The sequence below is a fragment of the Acidisoma sp. genome (genome assembly GCF_035492295.1).
In the GTDB taxonomy this organism is placed as follows: domain Bacteria; phylum Pseudomonadota; class Alphaproteobacteria; order Acetobacterales; family Acetobacteraceae; genus Acidisoma.
Map to the genome: position 1 here is coordinate 20,922 of NZ_DATJJK010000009.1, position 24,965 is coordinate 45,886.

The following is a 24,965-nucleotide window of genomic DNA, read 5'->3' on the forward strand; positions in this document are numbered from 1 at the left end:
TCAGCCCATGACGGGCCGCCCCGTGACGCGGCAATCGGCCCGCGGCCGCAGCTCCGCGAAGCCGATCGTCTCCATCAGCTTCGCTTCGGTGCGCTCTGCGCGCAGGCTCTGTTCTATGTGGGGAAAAGCCGCGGGATGCAGCCGCCGCAGCCGGGCGAGGTGCATCGCGAACATCGGTGGATCATCATAGGGTACATCGTGCAGCACGCCCTGGAAGGAAAGCCGTTCGGGCTTTTCGGGGGCGCGGATGAGCTCTTTCGGAAATAGAGCCACGGATCGTGTCTCAGGAGCCATGCTCGGCACCTGATGCAAGGGTAGATGGCCGAGACGAGCCAGCAGGGCCGCAAAAGGATCGTGCCCGAAGTGGCGCCCGAGATGGGTGGTGCCGATCGGCCGCGCGTTGATCTCAATCAGCGCGGCCTCTCCCGTTGTCTCATCAAGCATGAAATCGAAGCTGAGGAGGCCTGAGCACTTCTGGCTGAATACGAAGCGACGCACGGCTTCGGCCATCTCCGCATTTTCGATCTGACGCACGATAGTGCTGGGGCCTGTCGGTGCCGGATGCACCTGTTCTGTGACGAAGCTCACGCCGTCCAGGATCTCACCGCGCCAGGCAGCAACGGTGTGCATCGCCGGGACGCCGGGCACCAGGCTTTGGAGAAGGGCCGGCGCTCCTGCGGTTTCGGAGAGGCCTGCGGCGTTCCAGAAGACCCGGACCGCCGCCCGGCGGGACTGTTTCCACGCAGGTCCGCCATGGTAGCGCGCCAGCGCCGATCGGAGCTCGCGGGCGTCCCGCGCGATCGCGACACCATCGCCGCCGCAGGAGTTTTCTCCCTTGAGCACCACGGGGAAGCCCCAGCCGACGGCATGGGCCACGATCTCGACCGGATTGCGGGACGCAAAAAAGTGAGGGGTGTGAATGCCGGCCGCGCGTGCCGCCTGCATGGTGGCGAGCCGGCTGCAGACGGCCGCGTAGCCCGCCGGATCTCCGAAGGATCGCTCCAGCAGATCGCGCAACGATGCCGGCAGTCGCGCCGATTTCGCCAGCACCCGAAGATATTGGGCAGCAATGTCATCCAAGGGGATGACGAGATCGGGCTGCCAGCCTGCCACCGCCTCCTCCAGTCGCCGCCGGAGGAAGGCGAGGCCGAGCCACAGGCCGCGATGTGCCGGCAACCGGTACCATTGCTTTACGTGGCGACTGCTGAGACCGCAAAAGCCGGGCGGTGACAGGACCGCGCAATCGGCGCCGAGCGCGCCCATGGCGGCCGGCACCCGCTCCATCCCGAGATAATCCACGAGAGCCACAAAAAGCACGCGCGGGCTCTTCGGCGTCGCCGCTCCGCCATCCAGCAGCACCAAGCTCGCCATGATCTAGGCGTCCACGGCCATCGCGCGGCCACCATAGGATTCGTTCCCCACAGCCTGCGGCACCCGCCCGGCTAGCGCAGCGATATGACGGGAAAGCCGGCGCGCGGTGAAACCGGCGCCACAGGCGAAGCGCAGCATGGGGCCGAAAGCATTGGCCGAGACCGGACCAATGAAATAAAGGCCAGGAACCGAACTCTCGAAACGGCTCGAAAGCTTGGGCGCGCCGTCGACATGTCGGATCTGGGAAGCAAGCTCCGGCGCCAGAAACCCTGTCCTACCAACTTCAATCTTGAATCCGGTTGCGCAGACGACGTGATCGGCGACAAGCGTAGTTTGCGGCCCCTTCTCATGATTGAGAGTGAGGTTTACCCGCCCTCCCGCGAGCCTCGCCGCGGAAACGGTGGTGCCGCTGACGATCGGCACGTGCCCCTCGACCTCGTCCTTGATGACCCAGCCGGGCGCCGGCCCCAGATAGCGCGTGACGACCGCAGTGCGGAACTTGTCCGGCATGCAATGAAACAGCAACGGCGCCTGCGTGCAGAGGACCGATTTCCAGCCTGGCCCGAGCGTCGTCATCGGCGCGCGAGCCCTGTCCCAGGCGCTGCGCGCGCCCAGCGGGGTCTGGAAGGAAACCTCCCGACGGCGGGCGATGACGGTGACCCGGGCGCCACGCCGATGCAGCGCTGCGGCCGTATCCATTGCGGAGGAACCGCCTCCCACCACCACGATCGCCTTGCCCTCGAAGCCAGCGAAGTCACCATGATGGGAACTATGGCTGCAATGTTCCGGAGGCAGGGCCTGCAGGGCCTGTGGGATGCGCGCGTAGCTGCCGACACCGGCCGCGACGACGAGCCGACGGGAGGTGATCTCGATACCGTCCTCGAATAGGGTCCTGAAGCCCGCGCCGATGCGCGTGACGGAGACGGCCCGCCGCTCCTCCGCCTGGGGGACAAACAGCTTCTGAAATGCGCGCCCATAGGCGATGAAGGTATCTTTGCTGATCGGCACGCCAGTATCGGCATACGGAATACCCTGCCGCTGGCAAAAGGCACCAAGGGTGAAGCGCCCGCTCGGCTCAAACAAATCGAGAGCAAAACCTTCCGACTTCAGATACATTCCTTCGGGCATATTGTTGATCCAGGCCCCCATGACGGCCCCGGCAAGCCGGAATTCCGTCCGCCGCGCCCGAAGATGCGCGCCAAGGGAAAGCCCGTAAGGGCCAGCACCAAGAATGAGTGAATCGAGCACGTAAGCCTCTATCAAGTTCGGGGGGCCCCAAGGGCAGACCCGGTCCGTAATTCTATGAACTTGATGCTAGGTCCGCCCGCCCGCGATTGTCGTGTCCTCCGAACTGATGGTATGATCATGCAAACGGCTGCCCCCGCTCCCAAAGGCATGACTGCCTGCCATGTGACTATCTGCAGCCGCTCGTGCGCGACCGGCGCATCCCGAAGGAAATCGCCTCTCGAAGCGCGGACGCGCGGGGGTACGCCCTTCGGCTTACCGGGCAATCAGGACCGAGAAATTCTAACAAAATATTGATGAAGCAACACGTCGGCAGGACCGCGCAATTCGCGCAGCCCTGCCGCCCATCGGCGATCAGCCGAGGTCGGGGTGTCGCTTATGCCAGTCCGTCACCATCTGGAAGGCGTGGCCCGTTTGGCAAAGCAGATCCTCGGCCCCATGCGCGCCTGCAAGTTGGAAGGCGATTGGCAGGCCGCCCGGCGTGAAGCCACCCGGCAGGGTGATCGTGGGGTGACCCGTCATGTCGAAGGGGCAGGTGAAGCCGAGCAGGCTATTCATCAGTTCCTCATCCGTGCCGAGCGTGCCCATCATCGCGAGGCTGGGCGCTGCGAAGCCCATGGCCGGGAGGATGAGCAGGTCGACCTCCGCCATCAGCGCATTCACCCGTCCGCGCAGATCCTCCCGGTTGAGCACGATGCGCTGATACTCCATGCCGGAGAGGCCACGGCCGAGTTCGATGAGGCCTGTGAGCGCGGGCCCATATTCGGATTTGAGGCGTGGATAGGTGCCGGCATGAGCGACCGCGGTTTCAACGCCGCAAAGCGGGAACCAGTCCTGGATCGCCGGGCCGATGTCCGGAAAGCTCACCTCCCGGATATCGGCGCCGAGCGATGCCAGAACATCGATGGCGGAGGCCACCACGGCCTTGGTTTCCGCATCCGCCGCCGCCTCCACCCAAGCCGCCGGATAGCCGATGCGCAGGCCGCGAATGCCGTCCTCCAACATGCCGAGATAGTCGGGCACGGGGGTCTGCAGGGCCGTCGGGTCCTGCGGATCAGCCCCGGCGATCGCCGCCAGCATGGCCGCCGCATCGCGCGCGCTGCGCGTCATTGGGCCGATATGGTCGAGGGTTGCTGCCAATTCGAAGACGCCATAGCGGCTGACACGGCCCCAGCTCGGCTTGAGGCCGGTCAACCCTTGCGCTGCGGAGGGAAATCGAATGGAACCGCCGGTATCCGAGCCGAGCGAGCCGTAGCAGAGCCCGGCGGCGGTCGCGACACCGGAGCCGGAGGAGGAGGCGCCCGGCCAATAATCAGCGTTCCAGGGGTTCTTGGGCGGCGTGATTTTCGGATGATGATCGGCATAGGCGCTTTCGGTGAGCTGCAGCTTGCCGAGGATGACGGCCCCTGCCGCCTGCAACCGGGCGACGACCGTCGCATCCTCATCAGGCCGGAAATCGGCATAGATCGTCATGCCGCCGGTGGTTGGCACGCCTTTCATCCAGCACAAATCCTTGACCGCTATCGGGGCGCCATGCAGTGGCCCCCGGATCTGGCCGGCTGCGATCTCCTGGTCCGCCTTGTCTGCCTGGGCCAGTGCGATCTCCTCCGTAACCAGGGCGTAGCTCGAAAGCTTGCCATCGAGCGCGCTGATGCGCTCCAGCATCGCCTCGGTGATCGCGCGAGAGGTCATGCTGCCCGACTGGATTCGTTTCGAGACCTCGGTGAGTTCGAGATAGGCAAGATCGGCATGCGTCATCGTCGTTTCCTCTGCATTCTGGAGCTCCAACCTGAGCCTTGCAGGAGACGGGCCAACCGGCGGCCCAGCGATCAAAAACGGTCCGGGCGGAAGGCAGCGGGGTCCGTGAAGGGCTCCTCGCCCGTCATCATGGCGGCGAGCATGCGGCCCGTGGTGGGACCGAGGGTGAGGCCCTGATGCCCATGGCCGAAGCCGAACCAGAGGCCGCCTTGCCCCGGAGCCGGCCCGATGATGGGCAGCATATCCGGCGTGCAAGGGCGCGAGCCCAACCAGGGTTCGGGGTCTAGTCGCCGGCCAAGGTCCGGCATGAGACCACGGGCCAGCGGCTCTACCCTCGCGAGTTGCACCGGCGTCGGCGGCGCATCGCGATGGGCGAACTCGGCCCCGGTCGTCAGGCGGATGCCGCGCCGCATGGGGGCGAGCATATAACCATGGGAAACATCGAAAACGGGATGGTTGAGCCCCGCATTGCCGTCCGGCCGGTAATGCATGTGATAGCCGCGCTTGACGAACATCGGCGGATCATAGCCGAGAGGCTTGGTCACCTCCGTGGACCAGGCGCCGAGTGCGACGACCGCGTCCCTGCCGCGGAACATGGCAGTCTCATCCGCCACCTCCCAGCCGGGGCCGCCGCGCTGCAACCGCCGCGCATCCCCCCGCTCGATGCGGCCGCCCAAGCTTTTGAAGTAGGCGGTATAGGCGAGGGTTAGGGCATGGGGATCCAGCACCGCCACGGGCTGGGTCCAGTGCAGGCCGCCGGCCAGGCCCGGCGCCAGATGCGGTTCGGCGGCCGCGAGTTCGTTGCCGCACCAGACATCATAATCGACGCCGAATTCGCGGCGCGCGGCTTCGGCCTCCTTTAGCGTACGGGCGAAGCTCCGCTGGTCTCGATGCGCCATGGTCCAACCGCCGGGACGGAGAATGTCTTCTGCCCCGGCAAGCTTGGCGAGCGCCAGATGATCCTCCACGCAATGGGCGATCAGCCGCGCATAATCGCGCGATATCGCCAGGTAGCGTCCGGTCTCGGAATGATACCAGTAACGAAGGAAAGGGCCGAGCAAGTGCGGCAGCATCGTCGCGCTATAATGGGCTTCGGTCTTGAGATTGAGGGCGTAGCGCAGAAGCTCGCCAAGATCGCGCGGAAAGAGATGGGGGAAAACCGCCTCGCGCTGGATAAGACCGGCATTGCCGAAGGAGGTTCCCTCGCCCGGCCCGCCGCGATCCACCAGGATCGTCTGGCGGCCGCGCATCTGCAAGTGAGTTGCGATGGAAACACCGACGATGCCGGCACCCAGAACCAGAACATCCGCCTCCTCGATCCTACCCGCCATGCCGGCCCCTTTCGCGACGCTCCGTCAACGATCAGCGTCGCATGGGGGTCAACGGGAGATCAACCCTCGCCCGCCTCCGCGAACCAGGGGGCCAGACGCTCGTAGAGCGCGCGGAAGCGGTGATAGCCTGCCTCATAGACCTCGGCGTGGATCGGGTTAGGCTGGATAACCTCGCCTCGCCGCAGCATGGCCGCGGCACCGCCCCAATCCTCGCTTGCGCCCACACCAATGGCCGCGACCCAGGCGGCACCCAGGCAGGAGCCGGGATGCCCCTCCAGCCGTTGCAAAGGCATCTGCAGGATATCCGCCACGATCTGCATCCAGACGCCGCTGCGCGACCCGCCGTCGGAGACGAGTAAGCGCCGCACAGGATAGCCCAGTTCCCGGAAAACCTCGAGATGATGGCGAAAGCCATAACCCACCCCCTCCAGCGCCGCACGCCAGAGATGGGCCGGGCCATGGTTGAGGCTGAGGCCCGAGATGGTGCCCCGCGCCAGCGGGTCCTGGATCGGGCTTTTCTCGCCAAGCAGATAGGGCAGCACGAAGACACCCTCGCTGCCCGCTGGAATAGTGTCCGCCAGAGCGTCGAGATGGGCATGAGGATGAGCCTGCCCGGCCACGAGCCCGGCAGCGAAACCGGAGACAATCCAGTTGAGCATGGCGCCGGTCGCCGCCATGCAGCCATTCGGCATGAAGCGGCCGGGAATGACGTGACGATCCAGGAAGATCCGGCGATCGGGAATTGCGTGGTCGACGGCGATGAGAATGTCCCCTGCCCCGCCGAATTTGAGCAGCACATCCCCATGCCCGACGACCCCAGCGGCATAGGCGGAAGCGACATGGTCGGCCGCGCCGGCGACCACGGCCAGGCCTTCCGGCAGACCGCTCTCGGCCGCCGCCCGGGCCGTCACATGACCGATAACGGCCTCGCTTTCAGCGATCGGCGGCAGGGCAGAGAGCGCGACGCCGCCGAGTGCGACGAGATCGGGCGCAATCTGCCCGTCCGCCAGATCGACGACACCTGCCTCCAGCGCCCAGTTATGCTCAAGCCTCTTTTCCCCGGTGAGCTTCCAGTTGATGAAATCATAGGACCCGAAAACGGTCCCGATACGGCGGAAGACGTCAGGCTCGTGCCGCTCCAGCCAGCGCAGTTTGGTGGCGACGATCTGCTGCGTGATGCCGTTGCCGGTACGGCGCAGGAAGGTCCCGCCGTCAACGGCACCCAGCATGGCCGTCACCTCCTCCGTCGCCCGCCCATCGCTCTGCTGGATGCTGCGCCGAAGGAGATTTCCCTGGCCATCCAGCAGCACCACGGCCGGCACCATGCCGGCGACACCAATGCCGACAAGCGAGGCGGCGAGCGCCGGCTCGGCCGCGAGCAAGTCGCGCGTGACGGCGCAGGTGTTGCGCCACCACTGCTCGGGATCCTCCTCCGCCCAGCCGGGATGAAGCGAGACGAGATCGGTCGGTCTCGAAACCACCGCGACGATGCGGTCCGGCAGGTCGATCAGAATGCCGATGGTCGACGTCGTGCCGATGTCGATACCGATGACGGCGGCCATGGCCCTGCCCTCAGCGCAGGGTCTCGACCTTCGCCATGAAGGCCTTCACGCGCGCCGGATCGACGGCGTTCCAGGTATGTCCGTCGACCTTGAAATGCGTGCCGACGACACAGCCGTCGGCGACGCTGAAAATATCGACGATATTGCCGAGGTTGACACCGGTATTGGCAAGAACTGGCACATCCTTCACTGCGGCACAGACCGCACTCAGTTCGGACTGGTCGGTCGCCTGGCCGGTGATCGGGCCGGAGACAAGGATGGCATCGGCCAGCGCGGAGAAGACCGCGCTTTTGGCGCGCAGCGGCAGCGGCCTTGTGTCGAGGGAGGCGGCAAATTCCGCGTTGATGTTGAAAAGCAGTTTGAGGTCGCGCACATCGAGATTGCGGCGCGCCTTCAGCGCCTCGTCACAGGCAGGAACCCAAAGCCCCATGTCCGAGGCATAGACGCCGGTGAAGATCTCGCGCACGAAGCGCGCGCCGGTGGCTGCCGCCAGCGCCACGCTCGCCACCGGATCCCAGAGATAGTTGACGCCGAAAGGCACGGTGATCTTGTGGCGCAGCGTGGAGATGACCGCGCTCATGGCGGCGACGGAGGCGATCGGCGCCTTCAGCGAATAGGGGCGGTCATTCTCGTTTCCGAACATCACGGCGTCCACGCCACCCGCCTGCAGATGCTCGAGATCGGCGGCGGCATTCTCGATCAGCTTGGCCATGCCGCCGCGCTCGTCATAGAGCGGAGTCCCGGGCAGGGCACCGATATGGACCATGCCGATGACGACTTTCTTCTTGCCGTCAAAGAAATCGAACATGGAATTTGTCTCCTCAAGACGATGAATGATGGCGGGCGAGAGCGCTCGCCCTGTATGGATTAATCCTGGTGGGCGACGATGAGGTGCACGCCGGCGGCGATCGCCTGTTTCGCGATACCGGGGGGCAGCGGCGCATCGGTCACGATACTGTCGAGCCGCTCAAAACCGCAGACGCGAACGAAGGAGCGGCGGCCGAACTTGCTGCTGTCACAAAGCGCTGTGACAGCCCTCGACTGCTGCATGAAGACGAATTTGACCTCACTGTCTTCGGGCGAATAGTCATAGACGCCGTCCTCGTCGATGCCACAGATTCCGAGAAAAAAGCGGTCCATCCAATGACTCGACAACTGCTGGTGGGTGATGCCACCGCAAAGCGACCCTTCGCGCGGACGCAGCCGGCCGCCGAGCAGAAAAACCTCCGGCAGAATTGGCTGCGGCATGGCGAGCACGGTCTGCAGACTGTTGGTGACGATCTTGAGCGGCTCCCGCCCCGCGAGTTCGGCTGCCAGATAGGAGACGGTTGAGCCGGTATCGAGCCCCACCGCCTGTTCGTCCGATACCAGCGCGGCGGCGCGGGCAGCGATCAGGAGCTTGGCATCGCGGTTGAGCTCCCGCCGTGCGGCATAGGTCGGCTCAATCGGGATGACGCTGCTCGCGGCGGCCGCGGGGATCGCCCCGCCATGAGAGCGCTCGACGAGTCCTTCCCGCTCCAATGCCTCCAAATCGCGCCGGACCGTCATCTCGGAAATGCCGACATCCCGCGCCACGTCTGCCACGGAGACGAATCCTTGATCCATGATGAGGCGATGGAGGGCGGCACGACGGGCCCCCGCGGGGGCGGCCGGAATGGCGGGTTCGGTGGGCGCGGAAGAGAGGGCGCCCAGGCTGGTCCTTTTCGTCATAAGCGCGATCCTAGCGGGCGATTCGAGGGCATACAACACAAACAAACATATTCGATCATCTTTTTTGTTGGAATTTGTTTGACTGTCCCTGTCGGGCTGTTAAGGTCCCATGACATCACGAGCTTGAGAGATGAGTGAGGGACTTATGGACCAGATCGGCAGCGACCTTGCCGGCAAGACCGCACTCATCACCGGCGGCGCCACAGGCATCGGCCGGGCGATCGCGACCGCCCTCGCCGCCCATGGCATGCGGATTGCTATCGCAGATATCGATCTCGACACCGCCCGGAAAACAGCCAAGGAGATCGCGCTGAGTGCCGTTGCGATTGAGATGGATGTGACAACGCGGGAGAGCGTCGATGCCGGATTTGCCGAAGCCGTCGCTCTTCTGGGGCGGATCGACCGTCTCGTCGCCAATGCTGGCGTGTCCAATATGAAACCCGCGCTCGATCTGACGGATGCCGACTGGGACTTCAACTTCAACGTCAATACCCGCGGCGTCTTTCTCACGAATCAAGCCGCCTGCCGCCATTTTCTTGAGTGCGGCACCAAGGGCGCCATCTGCAACACCGCCTCGCTTGCCGCGAAAGTAGGCGCGCCGCTGCTCGCCCATTACTCGGCGAGCAAGTTCGCGGTCGTCGGCTGGACCCAGGCGCTGGCGCGCGAAATGGCCAAGCATGCCATTCGGGTCAACGCCGTCTGCCCAGGATTCGTGCGTACCGGCATGCAGTCCCGCGAAATCGTTTGGGAGGCGGAGCTGCGCGGCATGACGCCGCAGCAGGTCTTCGACGAATATGTCTCCCTTACCCCGCTCGGCCGGATCGAAGATCCCGAAGATGTAGCAAGCGTCGTGACCTTCCTGCTTTCTGACGGCGCGCGTTTCATGACCGGCCAGGCCGTCAACGTGACCGGCGGTGTTTACATGACCTGAGATCGTGCCTGCCCGCGGGTGGTGAGACCCGTTTCGTATTCTGGCTTTCGTATTCTGGCTGCAGTGTTGTCACTCTGGAGAATAACATGGCGAAGAAACATTGGTTGATGGCCTTGATGGCCAGCGTCGGGTTGGGCGCCGGGCTCGGTGCGCTGCCGCAGGCGGCGCGCGCGGCGGATGACGGTGGCACGCTCACCATTTCCGACGCCCAGTTCCTCTGGACCTGCGGCTTCAGCCCTTACAATTCCTCCTCCAACTTCCTTGCCGTCGGGCCGATCTACGAGACCCTCGCCTTCGTCAACACGATGCAGAGCGGCAAGGTGACGCCCTGGCTCGCGACTGACTACGCCTGGAGCGACGACAACAAGGTCCTGACCTTCACGATCCGGAAAGGCGTGAAATGGACCGACGGCACGGACTTCACCGCCGCCGACGTTGTCTTCACCTTCAACATGCTGAAAAAATATCCCGGCCTCGATCTCAATACGGTGTGGTCGGCGCTGTCCAGCGTCGCGCAGGAGGGTGACGACAAGGTCGTCTTCACCTTCAAGGCTCCGTCCGTCCCCTATTTCTATTACGTCGCGGATCAGGTCGGTATCGTGCCGGAACACGTCTGGTCCAAGGTCGCGGACCCGATGACCTATCAGGATGCCAATCCCGTCGGCACCGGCCCATTCACCATCGCCCATTGCACGCCGCAGGACATCAGCTACGCGCGCAACGAGCATTACTGGCAGCCCGGCCTGCCCAAAATCGCGCGTATCGAATATCCGGCCTATACGACCAACCCGCCGGCAAACGAGGCGCTGTCCACGGGGCAAGCGCAGTGGGGCGCGCAGTTCATTCCCAATATCAAGGCGCAGTATCTCTCGAAGAGCCCGGACAATCACATCTGGTTCCCGCCGGTGGTGAATGTCGCGATGTTCATCAACCAAGCCAATCCGCTGCTCAAGGATATCGCCGTCCGCAAGGCGATGGTCTACGCGCTGGACAAAAAGCGTGTCTCCATGATCGGCGAATACGGCTATGAGCCGCCGGCAAACCAAGCCGGCATCGTGACGCCGACCTTCGAGTCCTGGCTGGACAAGGACCAGCTTGCCGCCGCCGGCTACAGCTACGATCCGAAGAAGGCGATCGCGATTCTGGAAAAGGCCGGCTACAAGCGCGGTTCGGACGGCATCTTCGCCTCGCCTGACGGCAAGCCACTCTCCTTCACCATCATCAACCAGAGCGCCTATACGGACTGGGTTGCTTCCCTGCAGGTGGTCGCCCAGCTCTTCAAGGCGGTCGGCATCAAGCTGACCATCTCCAACCTCGCGGGCACCGATTATTTCGCGAAACTCTACAATGGCGATTACGACCTCGCCTATGCCTACGAGGCCGGCGGCCCGACGCCCTATTACGAGTTCCGCCAGTGGCTGTACGGCCCCTCCTCCGCGCCGATCGGCAAAGCCGCGACCACCAACTGGGAGCGCTACATCAACAAGGACACCGACACGCTGATCGACAACTACGCCAGCTCGACGGATGACAAGGAGCAGCACGCCATCATCGCCAAGCTGCAGAAGGTGTTGCTGGATGAGGTGCCGCTGATCCCCGTGGTCGAACAGGTCGATTGGGACCAGTATTCGACGAAGGAATTCGCCGGCTGGCCGACGCCGGAAGATCCGTACGCCCAGCCTTTCGCCGGCTATTCCTTCCCCGATTGGGAAATGACCGTGCTTCGCCTGCACAAGAAGTGATCTGACGGCGTGCAGGCGGCTCGGATCCGCCCCGCCTGCACGCCAACTTGCTGCCGCAGCACAGCGGATTGACCCGGCATCAATCCGCCCAGGCCAAATGAGACACGCGTAAATGCGCTATATCCTGCGACGATTGGGCTTCTTCCTCGTCACCCTCTGGGCGGCGATGACGGTGAATTTCTTCCTGCCACGACTCATGCCCGGCAATCCCGCCATGGCCATGATGGCGCGCTTCCATGGCCGTCTCAACGGCGACTCGCTGCATGCAATGGAAGTCGCCTTCGGGGTTAATTCCGGCGAAAGCCTGATCGCGCAGTATTTCTCCTATCTCGGCAACAGCTTCACCGGCCAGTTCGGACGCTCCCTGACCTTCTTTCCGCAAACGGTCTCTCATGTCGTTTTCTCGGCGCTGCCCTGGACGCTGGGCCTTGTGGGCGTCACAACCATCATCGCCTTCATTCTCGGCACGCTGATCGGCATGGTGGGCGGCTGGCGGCGCGGCGGCCTGTTCGACAGCATCCTGCCGCCACTGTTCATCATTCTTTCCGCCTTCCCCTATTTTTGGATCGGCCTGCTGAGCATCCTGATCTTTTCAATTTCGCTCGGCTGGCTGCCGACCGGCTTCGGCTATACCAACGGCACGGTCGCCTCACTGAGCTGGGGTTTCGCCTGGGACGTGATCCGCCATGCCGTCCTGCCCGCGGCCACCATCGTCGTCACCTCGATCGGCGGCTGGATCCTGACCATGCGTAACAACATGATCATGACACTGAACGAGGATTACGTGCGCATGGCCCGCGCCAAGGGCGTCTCCTCAGCCCGCATCATGTTCGACTATGCCGGCCGCAACGCGATTCTGCCGAATCTCTCGGGATTCGGCATGTCGCTGGGTCTCGTCGTCAGCGGCGCCATTCTGGTCGAATACGTCTTCTCCTATCCCGGCGTCGGCTACATGATGCTGCAGGCGGTGCTGAATGAGGATTTCCCGCTCATGCAGGCGCTTTTTCTCTTCCTCACCCTCGCTGTCCTGCTCGCCATTCTCGTGGTGGACGGGGTAACGGTTCTGCTCGACCCGCGCACGCGGGGGCGGACATGAGCGCCGTGACCAGCGACCGGCCGCGCCGCAGCCCTGCCGGCCTGCGCGCGCTGCGCAGCCTCGGCCGGGCGATCCTCGGCAACCGGAAGGCGATGGTCGGTGCGATCCTGCTCGCGATCTGCGTCGTCATGGCGGCGATCCCAGGGCTCATCGCGCCGGGCGACCCCAATGCCGAAGTCTTCATGCCGGGCCAGGGACCTTCCGCGCAGAACTGGCTCGGCACCACCTCCTACGGCCAGGACATTTTTGCGCAATTCGTCTGGGGGGCTAGGCAATCCCTCATCATCGCCGTGGTCGCGGGCCTGTTCTCGACCCTGCTCTCAGCGCTGATCGGCGTCACCGCCGGCTATCTCGGCGGAATGGCGGACGGACTTCTCTCCATGCTCACGGATGTTTTCCTGGTCATCCCCGCTTTTCCGCTCGTCATCGTGCTGGCCGCCTATTCAAAAGGCGGTGGCAACCTCATGATCATCGCGGTGCTGGTGCTCACCGGCTGGTCCTACGGCGCGCGCCAGTTGCGCGCCCAGGTGCTGTCGCTGCGCCATCGCGAATTCCTCACCGCCGCGAAACTGCGTGGCGAGCGCAACTGGCGCATCATCACCCATGAGATTCTGCCCAATATGGTCTCCCTTCTCGTGGCGAATTTCCTTGGCGCCTCGGTCTATGCGATCCTGACGGCAGCCGGATTGCAGTTCGTCGGCCTCGGCAACGTCAATACTAACAGCTGGGGTACCATGCTCTACTGGGCGCAGAACAACGAAGCGCTGCAATCCGGCATTCCTCTTTGGGCGGTCGTCCCCGGCCTCGGCATCGCCGGGCTTGGCGGCGCCTTTGCACTCCTCAACTACGCCTTCGACGAGATCAGCAATCCCGTGCTGAAGCCTGTCCGCCGTCGGAAGGCACGCCTTACGGCGCAGGGAAAGGCACCATGAGCGAGACCATCCTCGAGGTCTCCGATCTCGTTGTCGAATACACGACATCGACCGAACCGGCGCGAGCGGTCGACCATGTGAGCTTCAGCCTCGCGCGCGGCGAATTCCTCGGCATCGTCGGCGAATCAGGCTGCGGCAAATCCACCATGCTGTTCGCCATCGCCCAGCTGCTCAGCCCGCCGGCCCAGCTCGTAAGTGGATCGGTTATCTTCAAGGGGCGGAACATGGTGGAGTTGAGCGGTTCCGCGCTCCGCGCGCTCCGCTGGCGGGATTATTCGGTCGTCATGCAAAGTGCCATGAACGCGCTCAATCCGGTCAAGACCGTGGCCGCCCAGTTCGAGGACGCGATGCGTGCCCACGGCCAGAAGGACCGTGCGGCCATTCGCGCCCGCTCCCGCGAAGTCATGGCGCTGGTCAGCATCGACGCCGTTCATCTCAGAAGCTTTCCGCACCAGCTTTCGGGCGGCATGCGCCAACGTGTGATGATCGCCATGGCGCTGCTCCTTTCCCCCGATCTCATCGTCATGGACGAGCCAACCTCGGCGCTTGACGTCGTCGCCCAGCGCTCGCTCATGGTGCAGATCAAGGAACTGCAGCGGAAACTTGGTTTTGCCATCATCTTCGTGACGCATGACATGTCGCTCGTGGGTCATTTCTCGGATCGGCTTGCCGTGATGTATGCCGGCAAGATCGTGGAGATGGGCCCGACGCGCCCGCTCTTCGCTGCCCCCCAGCACCCCTATACGCGCGGGCTATTGGACAGTTTTCCTTCCATCCACGGGCCGAAGGTCGCGCTCAGCGGCATTCCCGGCGCACCGCCTGACCTGACCGCCATGCCGAGCGGTTGCCGCTTCCGCCCGCGCTGCTCGGCGGTCATGCCGCGCTGCGCCGAGATCGAGCCGGACCTTTACCCGAGCGGCGAGACCCGATCGCGCTGCCTGCTCTTCGACCGGAGGGCGGCATGAGCATGACGCAGGACGCACCCCTTCTGGAAACCGCCGGTCTCACCCGGCATTTTCGCATCGGCGGGCTTTTCAGCCAGCGCAAGCTGCATGCGGTGGACGACCTCGATCTTGCCATCCGCCCGCGCGAAATCCTCGCTGTGGTCGGCGAAAGCGGCAGTGGCAAAAGCACGATCGCCCGGCTCCTGGCCAAAGTCTACGAACCCACCGCGGGGCAGATCCGGTTCCGCGGCCGACCCGTCAGCAGCATCCGCGCGCGCCGCGATCTGCTCGCCTATCGCGGCGCGGTACCGATGGTGCTGCAGGACCCCTTCGCCTCGCTCAACCCGGTTCATACCATCGGCTATGTGCTGGAACGCGGCCTCATTCTCCATCAGCCCGGTTTGACGGCTGCCGAGCGGGAGGCGGAAGCGGTCCGCGTGCTGGAGGCGGTCGGGCTCTCTCCGGCCCGGCAGGTGCTGGCGAAATACCCACATGAGATGAGCGGCGGGCAACGCCAGCGCATCGGATTCGCCCAGGCACTCTCCTACAAGCCCAGCCTTGTACTCGCGGACGAGCCGGTCTCCATGCTCGACGTGTCGATTCGCATCGGTGTGCTGAACCTGATGGCGCAGCTTTGCGCCGAGGAGGGCATCTCCTTCCTCTACATCACTCATGACATCGCGAGCGCGCGCTATGTCGCCCATCGCATCCTCGTCATGTATGCCGGCCGAGCGGTTGAGACCGGACCAACCGAGGCCGTGCTGCGGGAACCGGCGCATCCCTATACCCGCTTGCTGCTCTCGGCCGTGCCCGATCCGCGTGCACCGATCACCCTTTCGGCCGCCGATACTGGAGAGCCGCCGCGCGTCGTCGACCCCGGCGAAGGCTGCCGTTTCCGGCAGCGTTGTCCGCTCGCCATCGCCCGCTGCGCGGAGGTCACGCCACCGCTCGCCGAACTGGCCGCGGGCCATGCCGCCGCCTGCCATGTGACAGCTCCGGCCGGCTGACGCTGCCCGGCCGCTCACCTTTGGCTTGCGGCAAGAGGGCTTTTGGAAAACATTGCGTTTCTGCAGTATTCCTCAGACACAGCAGAAGCGAGTGATATCATGCTTTTCCGCCAATCCCTCCTCGCCGCCGTCGGCGCCCTGGTCATCGGGCTTTCCGCCGTCGCGGCCATGCCCGCACACGCCGCCGCGCCGATGCCCACCATCGTCGCCGAGACCACGAAGGCCGTGGCCGTCGTCGAATCGGTCGATCCGACCACGCGCCAGATCCTGCTGAGCGGACCGAATGGCGGCCTGCTCACCCTGATCGCCGGCCCAAACATGCAGAATTTCGACCAGATCAAGTCCGGGGACCGGCTTTACCTTACCTACCGCAAGGCGATCGCGGTGGCGCTGGCTCCCACGGACAAGCCCCTGGCACAGCCCACCGGCATGACGGGGGCGCGCCTTGCCGCGCGAGGCCAAATGCCGGCCGGAGCCGGCTTCGTCGCGGTGTCGGTCGAAGTCCAGATCGACGCGATCGACCGCCGTGCTCATACAGTGACCTTCACCAATGCCGCCGGCGAGAAGCGGACGATGGCGGTCCGAGACCCTGCTTTTCAGCATTTCGCCGGCAAGCTGAAGGCCGGCGACCGCGTGCGTCTTGAATACCTGCAAAGCGTCTCGATCAAGCTGAAGCCTGATACCGGCAACTAACCAACCGCGCTCCGCAGGCGTCACGCTTGACCCAACCCCGCCAATCGGGGAAGGGTCATTGTGATGCTTGCCGATTGGCGGAGGCAACCGCACCGCCCATGCGGAAGAGCCTCCCAGACGGCAAGCAACAACTGCTGGGGCCTGAATGAGCGTGAACGACAGTTTTTCCGATCGCCATGAAATGGCACGGGGCGATGGTGCCGCCGCCGACAGTCTCTGCCTGAGCCAAGCTTCTTTCTGGTCGCCAGCGCATATCGTCGAATCAGCGTGGCATGAACACGGACCCTTTGCCTTTTGGCTGATTGACCAAATCCGGCCTCGGAACTTCGTCGAACTCGGCACCCATAACGGATTTTCCTATTTCTGCGTCTGCCAGACTGTGCAGCGCCTCGGTCTCGCGACCGCCTGTTATGCCGTGGATAGCTGGGAGGGAGACGATCATGCTGGCTTTTACGGCAGCGAGGTCTTCCAAAGCGTATCCGCGATCAACGAGGCGCATTACAGCGGCATCTCGACCCTGATGAAGAGCTTCTTCTCCGACGCCCTGCCCTACTTCCCTGATAACAGCCTTGATCTGCTGCATATCGACGGGCGCCACGGCTATGAGGATGTTGTCGAGGATTTCGAGAGCTGGCAGCCCAAGCTGTCTGATCGTGGCGTCGTGTTGTTTCATGACACAAATGTGAGAGAGCGGGAGTTCGGAGTTTGGCGCCTTTGGGACAGGCTCAAAAGCCGATATCCGTCCTTTGAATTCTTGCATGGTCATGGACTTGGTGTGCTCGCGGTCGGGCCAGAAGTGCCGGAAGGACTGCGCCCGCTGGTTTACGCGACAGAGACGGAGCGAGCGGCGATCCAGCAGGCCTATGCGCGGTTGGGGCGTGCCACATCACTTCAGTTCGACTGCGGCAAAAAGCAGGCGGACCTCCATCTGGCCACTCAAGCTGCCGACGAAGTCGCGCAGTATGTCCGCCATCTGGAAGACGACCTTGCCCTCAAGAGCACCGCGCTCGCCGATCTCGAGCAAGCAACGAGGACAGTCGAGGAAACGGCTCGCCAGCAGGAAGCCGAGCTTCGGCAAGCACTCGCCGATCAGGAGCAGATGCTTGTAGCGCGGGAACAGGAATTGGCCGGGCGCCTGCAGCAGGCACAGGCCGTCAGCGACGAGATCGCCAGCCATCTCGTCGCTCTGCAGGGCGAACGGCGGGTGACTGACGGGCGCATTGCCCATCTCGAGGGGCAAGCCGTTCTCGTTCCTGCCCTGCGCAGTGAGCGTGACCAGCTTCGCCGGGAACTTGACACCATCCTCACCTCCGCGTTCTGGAAGCGTACCGACCCCTGGCGCCGGCGGCTGGCCGCGCAGCCCGGGCTCCGCCGTTTCCTCCTACGAAGTGCCAAGCTTCTGTGGTGGAGCGTTACGTTGCAGCTTGCGAAGCGGCTCCGCCAGCGCAGGGAAATCATACAGGCCGGGCGCGAGGCGGCGTCCCCTCCGGATGCCAAGGAGCAGTTCACCGCCGCAGCCCGTGCCGATCTGGCGGCCTTCCTCGCCTCCGACGAGCGTCTGTCGTTCCCTGTTGTGGAGCAGCCGGATATCTCAGCCGTCATCGTAGTCTGGAATTCGGCCCACCTCACGCTGCGCTGTCTGCGTGCCTTGCAAGCCGCAGAGGGTCCGAGCCTCGAGATTATCATTTTCGACAATGGCTCGAGCGATGAGACCGGCGCGCTGCTCGACCGCACAGACGGTATCCGCGTTATCCGCTCCAAAGACAATTTGGGCTTCCTGCTAGGCTCCAATCGGGGTGCGGAACTTGCTACCGGCCGCGCCATTCTCCTTCTCAACAGCGATGCATTTGTCCGCCCGGATACTTTGGCTGTCGCTTTGAACACACTGGAATCCGCGCCCGACATAGGTGCGGTTGGCGCGCGGCTTTTGCTGCCTTCTGGCCGGCTGCAGGAGGCAGGAAGTATCATTTGGTCAGACGGCAGCTGTCTCGGCTATGCGCGGGGGGCGGAGGCCGAGGCTTTCGAAGGCATGTTCCGACGCGAGGTAGACTACTGCTCGGGCGCCTTCCTGCTCACGCCACGCGCATTATGGACGAAGCTTGGCGGGCTGGAGGAGGCATTCGCCCCGGCCTATTACGAAGAGACCGATTTCTGCATGCGTATGCAGGAAGCTGGTTATCGGATCATCTACGAGCCGGCGGCCGTGGTCGATCACTTCGAATTTGGCAGCGAGGCCAAAAGCGGCGAGAGTACCGCCGCCATGGTCCGTAATCAGGCGCTGTTCAAGTCTCGGCATGAGGCGGTTCTTCAGCGCAAGCACCTGCCTCCTCATGAGGACCATATCCTGAGCGCGCGGACAGCCGCATCCTATCCAAGACCGCGCCTGCTTGTCATCGACAACGAAGTGCCGCTGGGCGCGGGAGGCGCAGGCTATCCCCGCGCCCGCGAACTGCTTGGGGCGGCTGTGCGCGCTGGCTGGTCGGTCACACTCTTTCCACTTTATACATCAGAGATCGAATGGAAGACCGTCCGGGCTGAAATCGCGATGGAAGTCGAGATCGTCAATCAATATTCGGCGCCTCGTTTCATCGAATATATGCAGGAACGACGGGGCTATTATGATGTCATCATGATCAGCCGGCCTGACAACATGATGTTGATCCGAGGGTTTCTGGCCAACCATCCGGATCTATTCGATGGTGCCCGAATCATCTATGATTCCGAGGCTCTCGCTGCGACCCGGGAGATTGCCAAGGCAAAATTTTACGGTGTGCCTGTTTCCGATGCTCAAGCTGGCGCGATGATTGCTGAAGAACTGGCCCTTGCCAATGATGTTGATGCCATCGTCTGCGTGAATGAGGCGGAGGCGGAGGCCTTTCGCAGCCGAGGCGTGCCCGTGCATGTGCTAACTCACGCAATTGAAAGCGCCGGCAGCCCGCCCCCCTGGCGGGACCGCGCCGGCTTCCTCTTCATCGGGCGTCTGATGGAGCGCGATTCTCCCAATTGGCTGGGAATTGCCTGGTTCATCCGCGAGGTTTGGCCGACGATCCGAAAATCCGTGCCAAATGCCACACTTACAGTCTTGGGCCGGCTGCATCCGGAACATGACGCCCTGGACGCACCCGGAGTGCGTCTGCAGGGTCCGGTCTCGGACCTTGGACCGCTTTACGACGCGTCGCGCGTCTTCGTTGCCCCCGTACACTTCTCCGCAGGTGTGCCACTGAAGGTGATCGAGGCTGCTGCGGCCGGCCTGCCGGTTGTTGGCACCCATCTGATGGCAAGACAACTCCTCTGGCAGCCGGAGATCGAGATCGGGGCCGCCGACACGGCTGCGGATTTCGCCCGTGCCTGCATCGCCTTGTATAACGACGAGGTCACCTGGTCCGCGATGCAGACAGCCTCACAGACACGTGCTCGTGTCGAATATGGGCCAGAGGTTTTTGAGGCATGTGTGAGGAAAATCCTGGCTTAGCAGAAGATGCTGCAGGGGATGCGCTCTTCCATCTTCTGCCTCAGCGGGGGGCCCCCGTGAATAAATAGGCGAGCCGCTTTGCTTCCTTCCTGCCCCGCGAAACCGTGTCCAGAATGAGGCCACAAACGAGGGAGAGGAACGCAGCCTCGAGCAAGCTCGCGGACAGCACAGCCGTTGGCAGGCGCGGCACCAAACCAGTGCGTACATAGTCGATTACCACTGGAATCGACAGGCCGGTGCCAAGCAAAGCAATGACAGCCGCCGCTACGCTGAAGAAGGCCAGCGGCTTCTCTTCCTTTACGAGTAAAATGATCATACCCAGGATACGAAAGCCATCTGACACTGTTCGTAGCTTTGACTTTGACTCCGGCGGGCGATCTTTGTAGCGGGTTTCAATCTCGCTCACTGGCATGTTGAGTTCGAGCGCATGGACAGTGAACTCTGTCTCGGTTTCGAATCCAGCGGAAAGCGCAGGGAATGATTTGACAAAGCGGCGGCTGAACACACGGTAACCTGAAAGCATATCCGTGATTCGATTTCCGAAGACTGACCTTACCATTCCGGTCAGCATCTTGTTTCCGAACCTGTGTCCGAAGCGATAAGCTTCCTTCACTTCGGTCACGCGCGTGCCCGTGACCATGTCATGTTGCTGCTCAATCAGCTGAAGAACCATCGCCGGCGCGGCGGCAGCGTCGTAAGTGTCGTCGCCATCGACGAGGACATAGACTTCAGCCTCGACATCGGCGAACATGCGGCGCACTACGTGGCCCTTGCCCTGCAGGGTCTCCATCCGCACGATAGCACCCGCTGCACGCGCGGTCTCAACCGTGCGGTCGCTCGAATTGTTGTCATAGACATAAATAACAGCATCCGGCAGCGCTGCGCGGAAGTCACTGATGACTTTCCCGATTGTTGTCTCTTCATTGTAACATGGAATCAGGACGGCGGTATGAGTTACCATGGTGATCTCGAACTACTCGATGAAACATGCCGCGCCTAATGCCTTGGGAGAGACATTTCCAGGATTATCTGGCTAGGTCGCATGCTGAATGACGCGGGTTGATGCCACCAAATCCTTACGCTAAGCGTTGGTCCTTCGCAAGAACGCGCAGGTCGTGGGTTCAGCCTCTAGCCTCGTGCCAATGAGTGATCGAGACACCCCGGACATGATGCAAAAAGCAGTTTCCCGCCGAGCCAGCGTGAGCGTCTTCCTCATCTTAGCAATTGGCTTTGCTGTCTACGCCGCTCAGCTCGGTCCTGACGCGAACTGGGACCTCCGAAATTATCATCTTTATGCTCCCTTTGCGCTGCTTCACGGCAAATTAAGCTATGATATCGCACCCGCTCAAATTCAGACTTACCTAGCGCCTCAACTCGACCTGATCGGCTACGTAGCCCTGCACTTCCTCAATGCGCACCCGGCTCTGCTCAACGCAGTGATGAGCCTGCCGACTGCTTTGGAAGCGTTTCTCGCATTTCTCATCTCCTGCCGTTTTCTCCCGCAAGGCATGGCAGGGCGTGTTCCCCTGGCGGTTATTATCACTTTGATTGGTGCCACGGGTGCGGCTGGCCTGCCGACCCTCTCGACGTCGATGTCTGAAAGCATCCCCGGCAGTCTCGTCCTGGCGGGGCTGCTGGCCATTCTCACCGCCCATGAGGCGCAGCGTCCTGCCCTTCGTCTCGCGCTTGCGGCGCTCCTGCTCGGCATTTCGACCGGGCTTAAGCTCACAAACATTCCCTTTTGTCTGGGAGGAGCGGCGGCCGTCCTCGTTACTCCTGTTGCCCCAGCGCGAGCCAAATGGTGCGGATTTCTGCTCTTTGGAGCCATGGGCGTTCTGAGCGTCACTCTGATCGCGGCGCCGTGGTGGATAATGCTCTACACTAAGTTCCAAAGCCCGTTATTCCCTTTCTTTAATCAGATTTTTCACTCGCCGGACTACTTCTCTCAGAGTATCACCGACAATCGGTTCCAGCCGCACAGCGTCTTACAAGCGCTCTTCTACCCATTCTATTGGTTGATGAGCAGCACGCCAAAGGTGACCGAAATACCGATGCGAGACCCGCGCTTCGCGGCGTCCGTCGTCCTCCTCGGAAGCGCCACCTTTGCAACGATCATCGCGCGTGGTCGGGACCGTGCTGCCGTCGCGATGGTGCTTGCCTTCTTCCTGGTCTCCTATGTCGCCTGGGAGAAGGCATTCTCGATCTTCCGCTATCTCGCGCCACTGGAAATGCTCACTGGAACGACCATTCTGGTCGCCTGGCGTGCCTTCCAACCCCAGGGATCGAAGAGATGGATTCCCTGGATTGGTACAGCACTATTGGCAGGTCTTTGCCTCAGCCTGACCAAGTATCCCGATTGGGGCAGGGCTTCACAAGGACCCAAGGCGGTCAACGTCCAGGTTCCACGCTTGCCGGCAGGTTCTCTCGTCATTTTGCTTGACAGCAGTCCGATGGCGTATGTTGCTGCCTTCGAACCGCCGGATGTCCGCTTCGTGGGTGCAAACAGCAACCTGCTCGCGCCCGGGCAGAAGACAGAACTCAATCACCAAGCAGAGGCCGCCATTCGGACTGCCAAAGGGCCGCTATGGGGCCTGGAATACTACCCCGCAGCGGCGACGACGGACGATGCCACGCTGAAGTATTACGGCCTGCATCGTGTGTCGCCATGCCTAACGGTCATCTCTAACTTGGATGCGAATTCATTGCGCCTCTGCGCTCTGGCCCGCAACCGAGCGAAGCCATAGACTAGCGATAAAATCCAAGGGACTGCCCGCCGTAACCCGAAGCCTGATCAGGCCCTGATCCGAACCCGCCAATCCTCCAAAACGGCCGCAACCGTCTGATTCCACGGGATCTGCGGCGCCCAGTGCAGTTCCCGACGCGCCAAGGCCGAGCTGCCCACGACACGCTCCACATCGGTGGGGCGGAGCCGGCCCGCTTCCACTTCGACACGTGGCTTCACGACGCTTTGCGCAATCATCGTGTCCAATATATCACCGATCGAGCGAGGCGTCTCTGAGGCGATGTTGTAAACCGCACCCGGCTGAAGCTCCCTGCCCAGCGCCGCAGCATAGGCTGCGCAAACATCGGAGACATCCAGGAAGTCGCGCCAGCGCGTGAGAGCGCCGACATGCATGACGGGGTCCTGAACGCCGGCCTCGATCCGGGCAAGCTGGCGGGCGAAGGCAGCAATGACGAAATTCTCGGACTGCCCTGCACCCGTGTGGTTGAAGGCACGCAGCCGGATCGCATCAAGCCCGCGCAGCGCCATTTCGCCCACCGCAATATCGCACGCGGCCTTCGAGGCGGCATAGGGATTGGCCGGGCGCAGCAACGCCCCTTCGTCCAACGGTTCAGCGGCGCGGAAGCTCAGCCCATAGACCTCCGCCGACGACGCCAGGACAAAACGACACTGCGGTGCCTCCGACAGCACCGCCTCGGCCAAAGCAAGGGTGCCGACGAGATTTGCCCGCCAACTGGCGAGAGGATCGTTGAATGAGGAAGCAACCGATGCTTGCGCGGCCAGATGGACCAACCCGTCTGGCCGAGCTGTTGCAATCATCGCCTTGCATTGATCTGGTTGCAGCAAATCAAACGGCAGAAACGCATCCACCGCGAGATCGCGAGGTGCGGGATCCGCTTGTCGCGTTGCCGCAATCAGGGTTGCCGTTGGGAAGGTCTTCCGCAGCAACGGCACCAGATGCCGTCCAACAAATCCGTCAGCGCCCGTGACCAGCAGGCGACTGTGAGTTCTCATGCGGAGGCAAGACCGGCGCGATGTCTGGCGAGATCGGCTTCGACCATTTCCGATATCATCTCCTCAAGGGTCGTTTCGGCTTTCCAGCCAAGCTTGGTCATCGCCTTGGCCGGATTGCCGTGGAGAACGTCAACTTCGGCAGGCCGAAGATAAGTGGGGTCGATCTTGATGTAATCCTCGTAATTCAGCCCAACATGCCGGAAAGCGATCGAACACATGTCCCGTATCGAGGTTGTGCGGCCAGTAGCGACGACATAATCATCCGCCGTCTCCTGTTGCAGCATCAGATGCATCGCCTTGACGTAATCGCGCGCGTGGCCCCAGTCACGCTTAGCATCCAAGTTGCCCATGCGCAGTTCGGTGGCGAGCCCGAGCTTGATGCGCGCGGCCCCATCGGTCACCTTTCGGGTGACGAACTCGATCCCACGCAGGGGACTTTCGTGATTGAATAGGATGCCTGAGCTCGCGTGCATCCCGAAGCTCTCCCGATAGTTCACCGTCATCCAATGGCCGTATAGCTTGGCCACCGCATAAGGAGAGCGTGGATAGAATGGCGTTTTCTCGCTCTGCACCGGCTCCTGGATCAACCCATACATCTCGGACGAGCTTGCCTGGTAAAACCTGCATTCCGGATTTTCCAGTCTGACGGCCTCCAGCATCACGCCAACGCCAAGGGCTGTCACCTGTCCTGTCAAAAGCGGTTGATTCCAGGATGTTTTGACAAAGCTCTGGGCACCGAGATTATAGACCTCGTCCGGCTTGACATCACGCATGATGCGCAAAACCGACGCGAGATCGAGAATGTCTCCATCAATCACGCGGACTTGCCCCGCGATACCGAGCCAGCGCAGCCGGCTATCGACAACATCAGCGGATGCGGAGCGCCGCAGAAGACCGTAGACTTCGTATCCCTTTTCCAGAAGCAGTTGAGACAGATAGGCCCCGTCCTGGCCGGTGACACCTGTCACGAGTGCATGTTTCATGGTCGGAGCATCCTAGGTTGATTTCTGATCCTGCTGCGTGTGGTGGACCACACGCGCAGCAGGATCGCACGCTTTCATGCACAGTTACCGCATGCGGCAGAGATTCGTTACTCCAGGGCCGTCACTTTCGCCCAACTGCTGCCGCACATACTGGGGAATTTCACCAACCACAATCCTATCCTCCAGCAAGCGCCGCCCTGCTGGTTTCTCCTGCCAGCAACCGATCACTGTCATCCTTGAGCAAGACGCCGCTGAGGCCCCGCGTCATCGCCTGGTCCGTGAGCCAGAGGATGCGGCGCGCCGCCTCCGTCAGATCCATGCCTTCGGGCCGGATATTGGAGATGCAGTTGCGGTCCGCATCCGTGCAGCCGAGCCGCGGGCCGAGCGTGAGATAGGCGCCGAGACTGTCGGGAGACGTCAGCCCCGGGCGC

The 24,965-nt window shown here is 62.7% G+C and carries 20 protein-coding genes; 9 read left to right on the plus strand and 11 right to left on the minus strand.

Annotation, left to right across the window (positions count from 1 at the left end):
* The 7 genes from VL752_RS00705 to VL752_RS00735 form a co-directional block, all read right to left on the minus strand.
* Nucleotides 1–1,371: a hypothetical protein gene (locus VL752_RS00705; protein ID WP_325351806.1), complete on the minus strand. Its 1,371-nt coding sequence runs from the start codon at nucleotides 1,369–1,371 to the stop codon at nucleotides 1–3.
* Nucleotides 1,372–1,374: 3 nt separating this feature from the next.
* The gene (locus tag VL752_RS00710; protein WP_325351807.1) at nucleotides 1,375–2,619 is read right to left on the minus strand and encodes an NAD(P)-binding domain-containing protein; all 1,245 of its coding nucleotides are present in this window, start codon (nucleotides 2,617–2,619) and stop codon (nucleotides 1,375–1,377) included.
* A gap of 351 nt (nucleotides 2,620–2,970) precedes the next feature.
* Nucleotides 2,971–4,374: an amidase gene (locus VL752_RS00715; protein WP_325351808.1), complete on the minus strand. Its 1,404-nt coding sequence runs from the start codon at nucleotides 4,372–4,374 to the stop codon at nucleotides 2,971–2,973.
* Between the two features lie 71 nt (nucleotides 4,375–4,445).
* The gene (locus tag VL752_RS00720) at nucleotides 4,446–5,705 is read right to left on the minus strand and encodes an NAD(P)/FAD-dependent oxidoreductase (RefSeq protein ID WP_325351809.1); all 1,260 of its coding nucleotides are present in this window, start codon (nucleotides 5,703–5,705) and stop codon (nucleotides 4,446–4,448) included.
* Between the two features lie 59 nt (nucleotides 5,706–5,764).
* A complete protein-coding gene (locus VL752_RS00725) occupies nucleotides 5,765–7,267 on the minus strand; it encodes an FGGY-family carbohydrate kinase (RefSeq protein WP_325351810.1) in 1,503 nt (500 codons plus the stop codon).
* Between the two features lie 10 nt (nucleotides 7,268–7,277).
* A complete protein-coding gene (locus VL752_RS00730) occupies nucleotides 7,278–8,075 on the minus strand; it encodes a BtpA/SgcQ family protein (protein ID WP_325351811.1) in 798 nt (265 codons plus the stop codon).
* A gap of 59 nt (nucleotides 8,076–8,134) precedes the next feature.
* Nucleotides 8,135–8,977, minus strand: a complete 843-nt coding sequence (locus VL752_RS00735) for a DeoR/GlpR family DNA-binding transcription regulator (protein ID WP_325351812.1) — start codon at nucleotides 8,975–8,977, stop codon at nucleotides 8,135–8,137.
* Nucleotides 8,978–9,107: 130 nt separating this feature from the next.
* Here VL752_RS00735 and VL752_RS00740 point away from each other — a divergent pair, with 130 nt between their 5' ends.
* The 8 genes from VL752_RS00740 (at nucleotide 9,108) to VL752_RS00775 (ending at nucleotide 19,794) form a co-directional block, all read left to right on the plus strand.
* Nucleotides 9,108–9,908 carry an SDR family NAD(P)-dependent oxidoreductase gene (locus tag VL752_RS00740; RefSeq protein WP_325351813.1) on the plus strand — a complete coding sequence of 267 codons (801 nt, stop codon included), beginning with the start codon at nucleotides 9,108–9,110 and terminating at the stop codon, nucleotides 9,906–9,908.
* Between the two features lie 86 nt (nucleotides 9,909–9,994).
* Nucleotides 9,995–11,650, plus strand: a complete 1,656-nt coding sequence (locus tag VL752_RS00745; protein ID WP_325351814.1) for an ABC transporter substrate-binding protein — start codon at nucleotides 9,995–9,997, stop codon at nucleotides 11,648–11,650.
* A gap of 112 nt (nucleotides 11,651–11,762) precedes the next feature.
* A complete protein-coding gene (locus tag VL752_RS00750; protein WP_325351815.1) occupies nucleotides 11,763–12,746 on the plus strand; it encodes an ABC transporter permease in 984 nt (327 codons plus the stop codon).
* Nucleotides 12,743–13,678, plus strand: a complete 936-nt coding sequence (locus VL752_RS00755; protein ID WP_325351816.1) for an ABC transporter permease — start codon at nucleotides 12,743–12,745, stop codon at nucleotides 13,676–13,678. Before VL752_RS00750 ends, VL752_RS00755 begins: the two co-directional genes overlap by 4 nt.
* Nucleotides 13,675–14,643: an ABC transporter ATP-binding protein gene (locus tag VL752_RS00760; RefSeq protein ID WP_325351817.1), complete on the plus strand. Its 969-nt coding sequence runs from the start codon at nucleotides 13,675–13,677 to the stop codon at nucleotides 14,641–14,643. Before VL752_RS00755 ends, VL752_RS00760 begins: the two co-directional genes overlap by 4 nt.
* Entirely contained in the window at nucleotides 14,640–15,629 is a 990-nt protein-coding gene (locus tag VL752_RS00765; protein WP_325351818.1) for an ABC transporter ATP-binding protein, read from the plus strand. Before VL752_RS00760 ends, VL752_RS00765 begins: the two co-directional genes overlap by 4 nt.
* Before the next feature lie 99 nt (nucleotides 15,630–15,728).
* Complete coding sequence (locus tag VL752_RS00770) at nucleotides 15,729–16,322, plus strand: hypothetical protein (RefSeq protein ID WP_325351819.1); 594 nt, start codon at nucleotides 15,729–15,731, stop codon at nucleotides 16,320–16,322.
* A gap of 145 nt (nucleotides 16,323–16,467) precedes the next feature.
* Complete coding sequence (locus tag VL752_RS00775; RefSeq protein WP_325351820.1) at nucleotides 16,468–19,794, plus strand: class I SAM-dependent methyltransferase; 3,327 nt, start codon at nucleotides 16,468–16,470, stop codon at nucleotides 19,792–19,794.
* Nucleotides 19,795–19,834: 40 nt separating this feature from the next.
* On the opposite strand, the gene VL752_RS00780 is transcribed toward VL752_RS00775, so the two are convergent.
* The gene (locus VL752_RS00780) at nucleotides 19,835–20,755 is read right to left on the minus strand and encodes a glycosyltransferase family 2 protein (RefSeq protein WP_325351821.1); all 921 of its coding nucleotides are present in this window, start codon (nucleotides 20,753–20,755) and stop codon (nucleotides 19,835–19,837) included.
* Nucleotides 20,756–20,960: 205 nt separating this feature from the next.
* On the opposite strand from VL752_RS00780, the gene VL752_RS00785 reads away from it, so the two are divergent.
* Nucleotides 20,961–22,538, plus strand: coding sequence for a hypothetical protein (locus VL752_RS00785; protein WP_325351822.1), 1,578 nt, complete (start codon nucleotides 20,961–20,963; stop codon nucleotides 22,536–22,538).
* A gap of 47 nt (nucleotides 22,539–22,585) precedes the next feature.
* On the opposite strand, the gene VL752_RS00790 is transcribed toward VL752_RS00785, so the two are convergent.
* The 3 genes from VL752_RS00790 to VL752_RS00800 form a co-directional block, all read right to left on the minus strand.
* A complete protein-coding gene (locus VL752_RS00790; protein WP_325351823.1) occupies nucleotides 22,586–23,551 on the minus strand; it encodes a GDP-mannose 4,6-dehydratase in 966 nt (321 codons plus the stop codon).
* The gene (locus tag VL752_RS00795; RefSeq protein ID WP_325351824.1) at nucleotides 23,548–24,534 is read right to left on the minus strand and encodes a GDP-mannose 4,6-dehydratase; all 987 of its coding nucleotides are present in this window, start codon (nucleotides 24,532–24,534) and stop codon (nucleotides 23,548–23,550) included. The genes VL752_RS00790 and VL752_RS00795 overlap by 4 nt, the downstream gene beginning before the upstream one ends.
* Before the next feature lie 175 nt (nucleotides 24,535–24,709).
* A partial coding sequence (locus VL752_RS00800; protein WP_325351825.1) for an ethanolamine ammonia-lyase light chain EutC occupies nucleotides 24,710–24,965 on the minus strand: 256 nt, incomplete at its 5' end.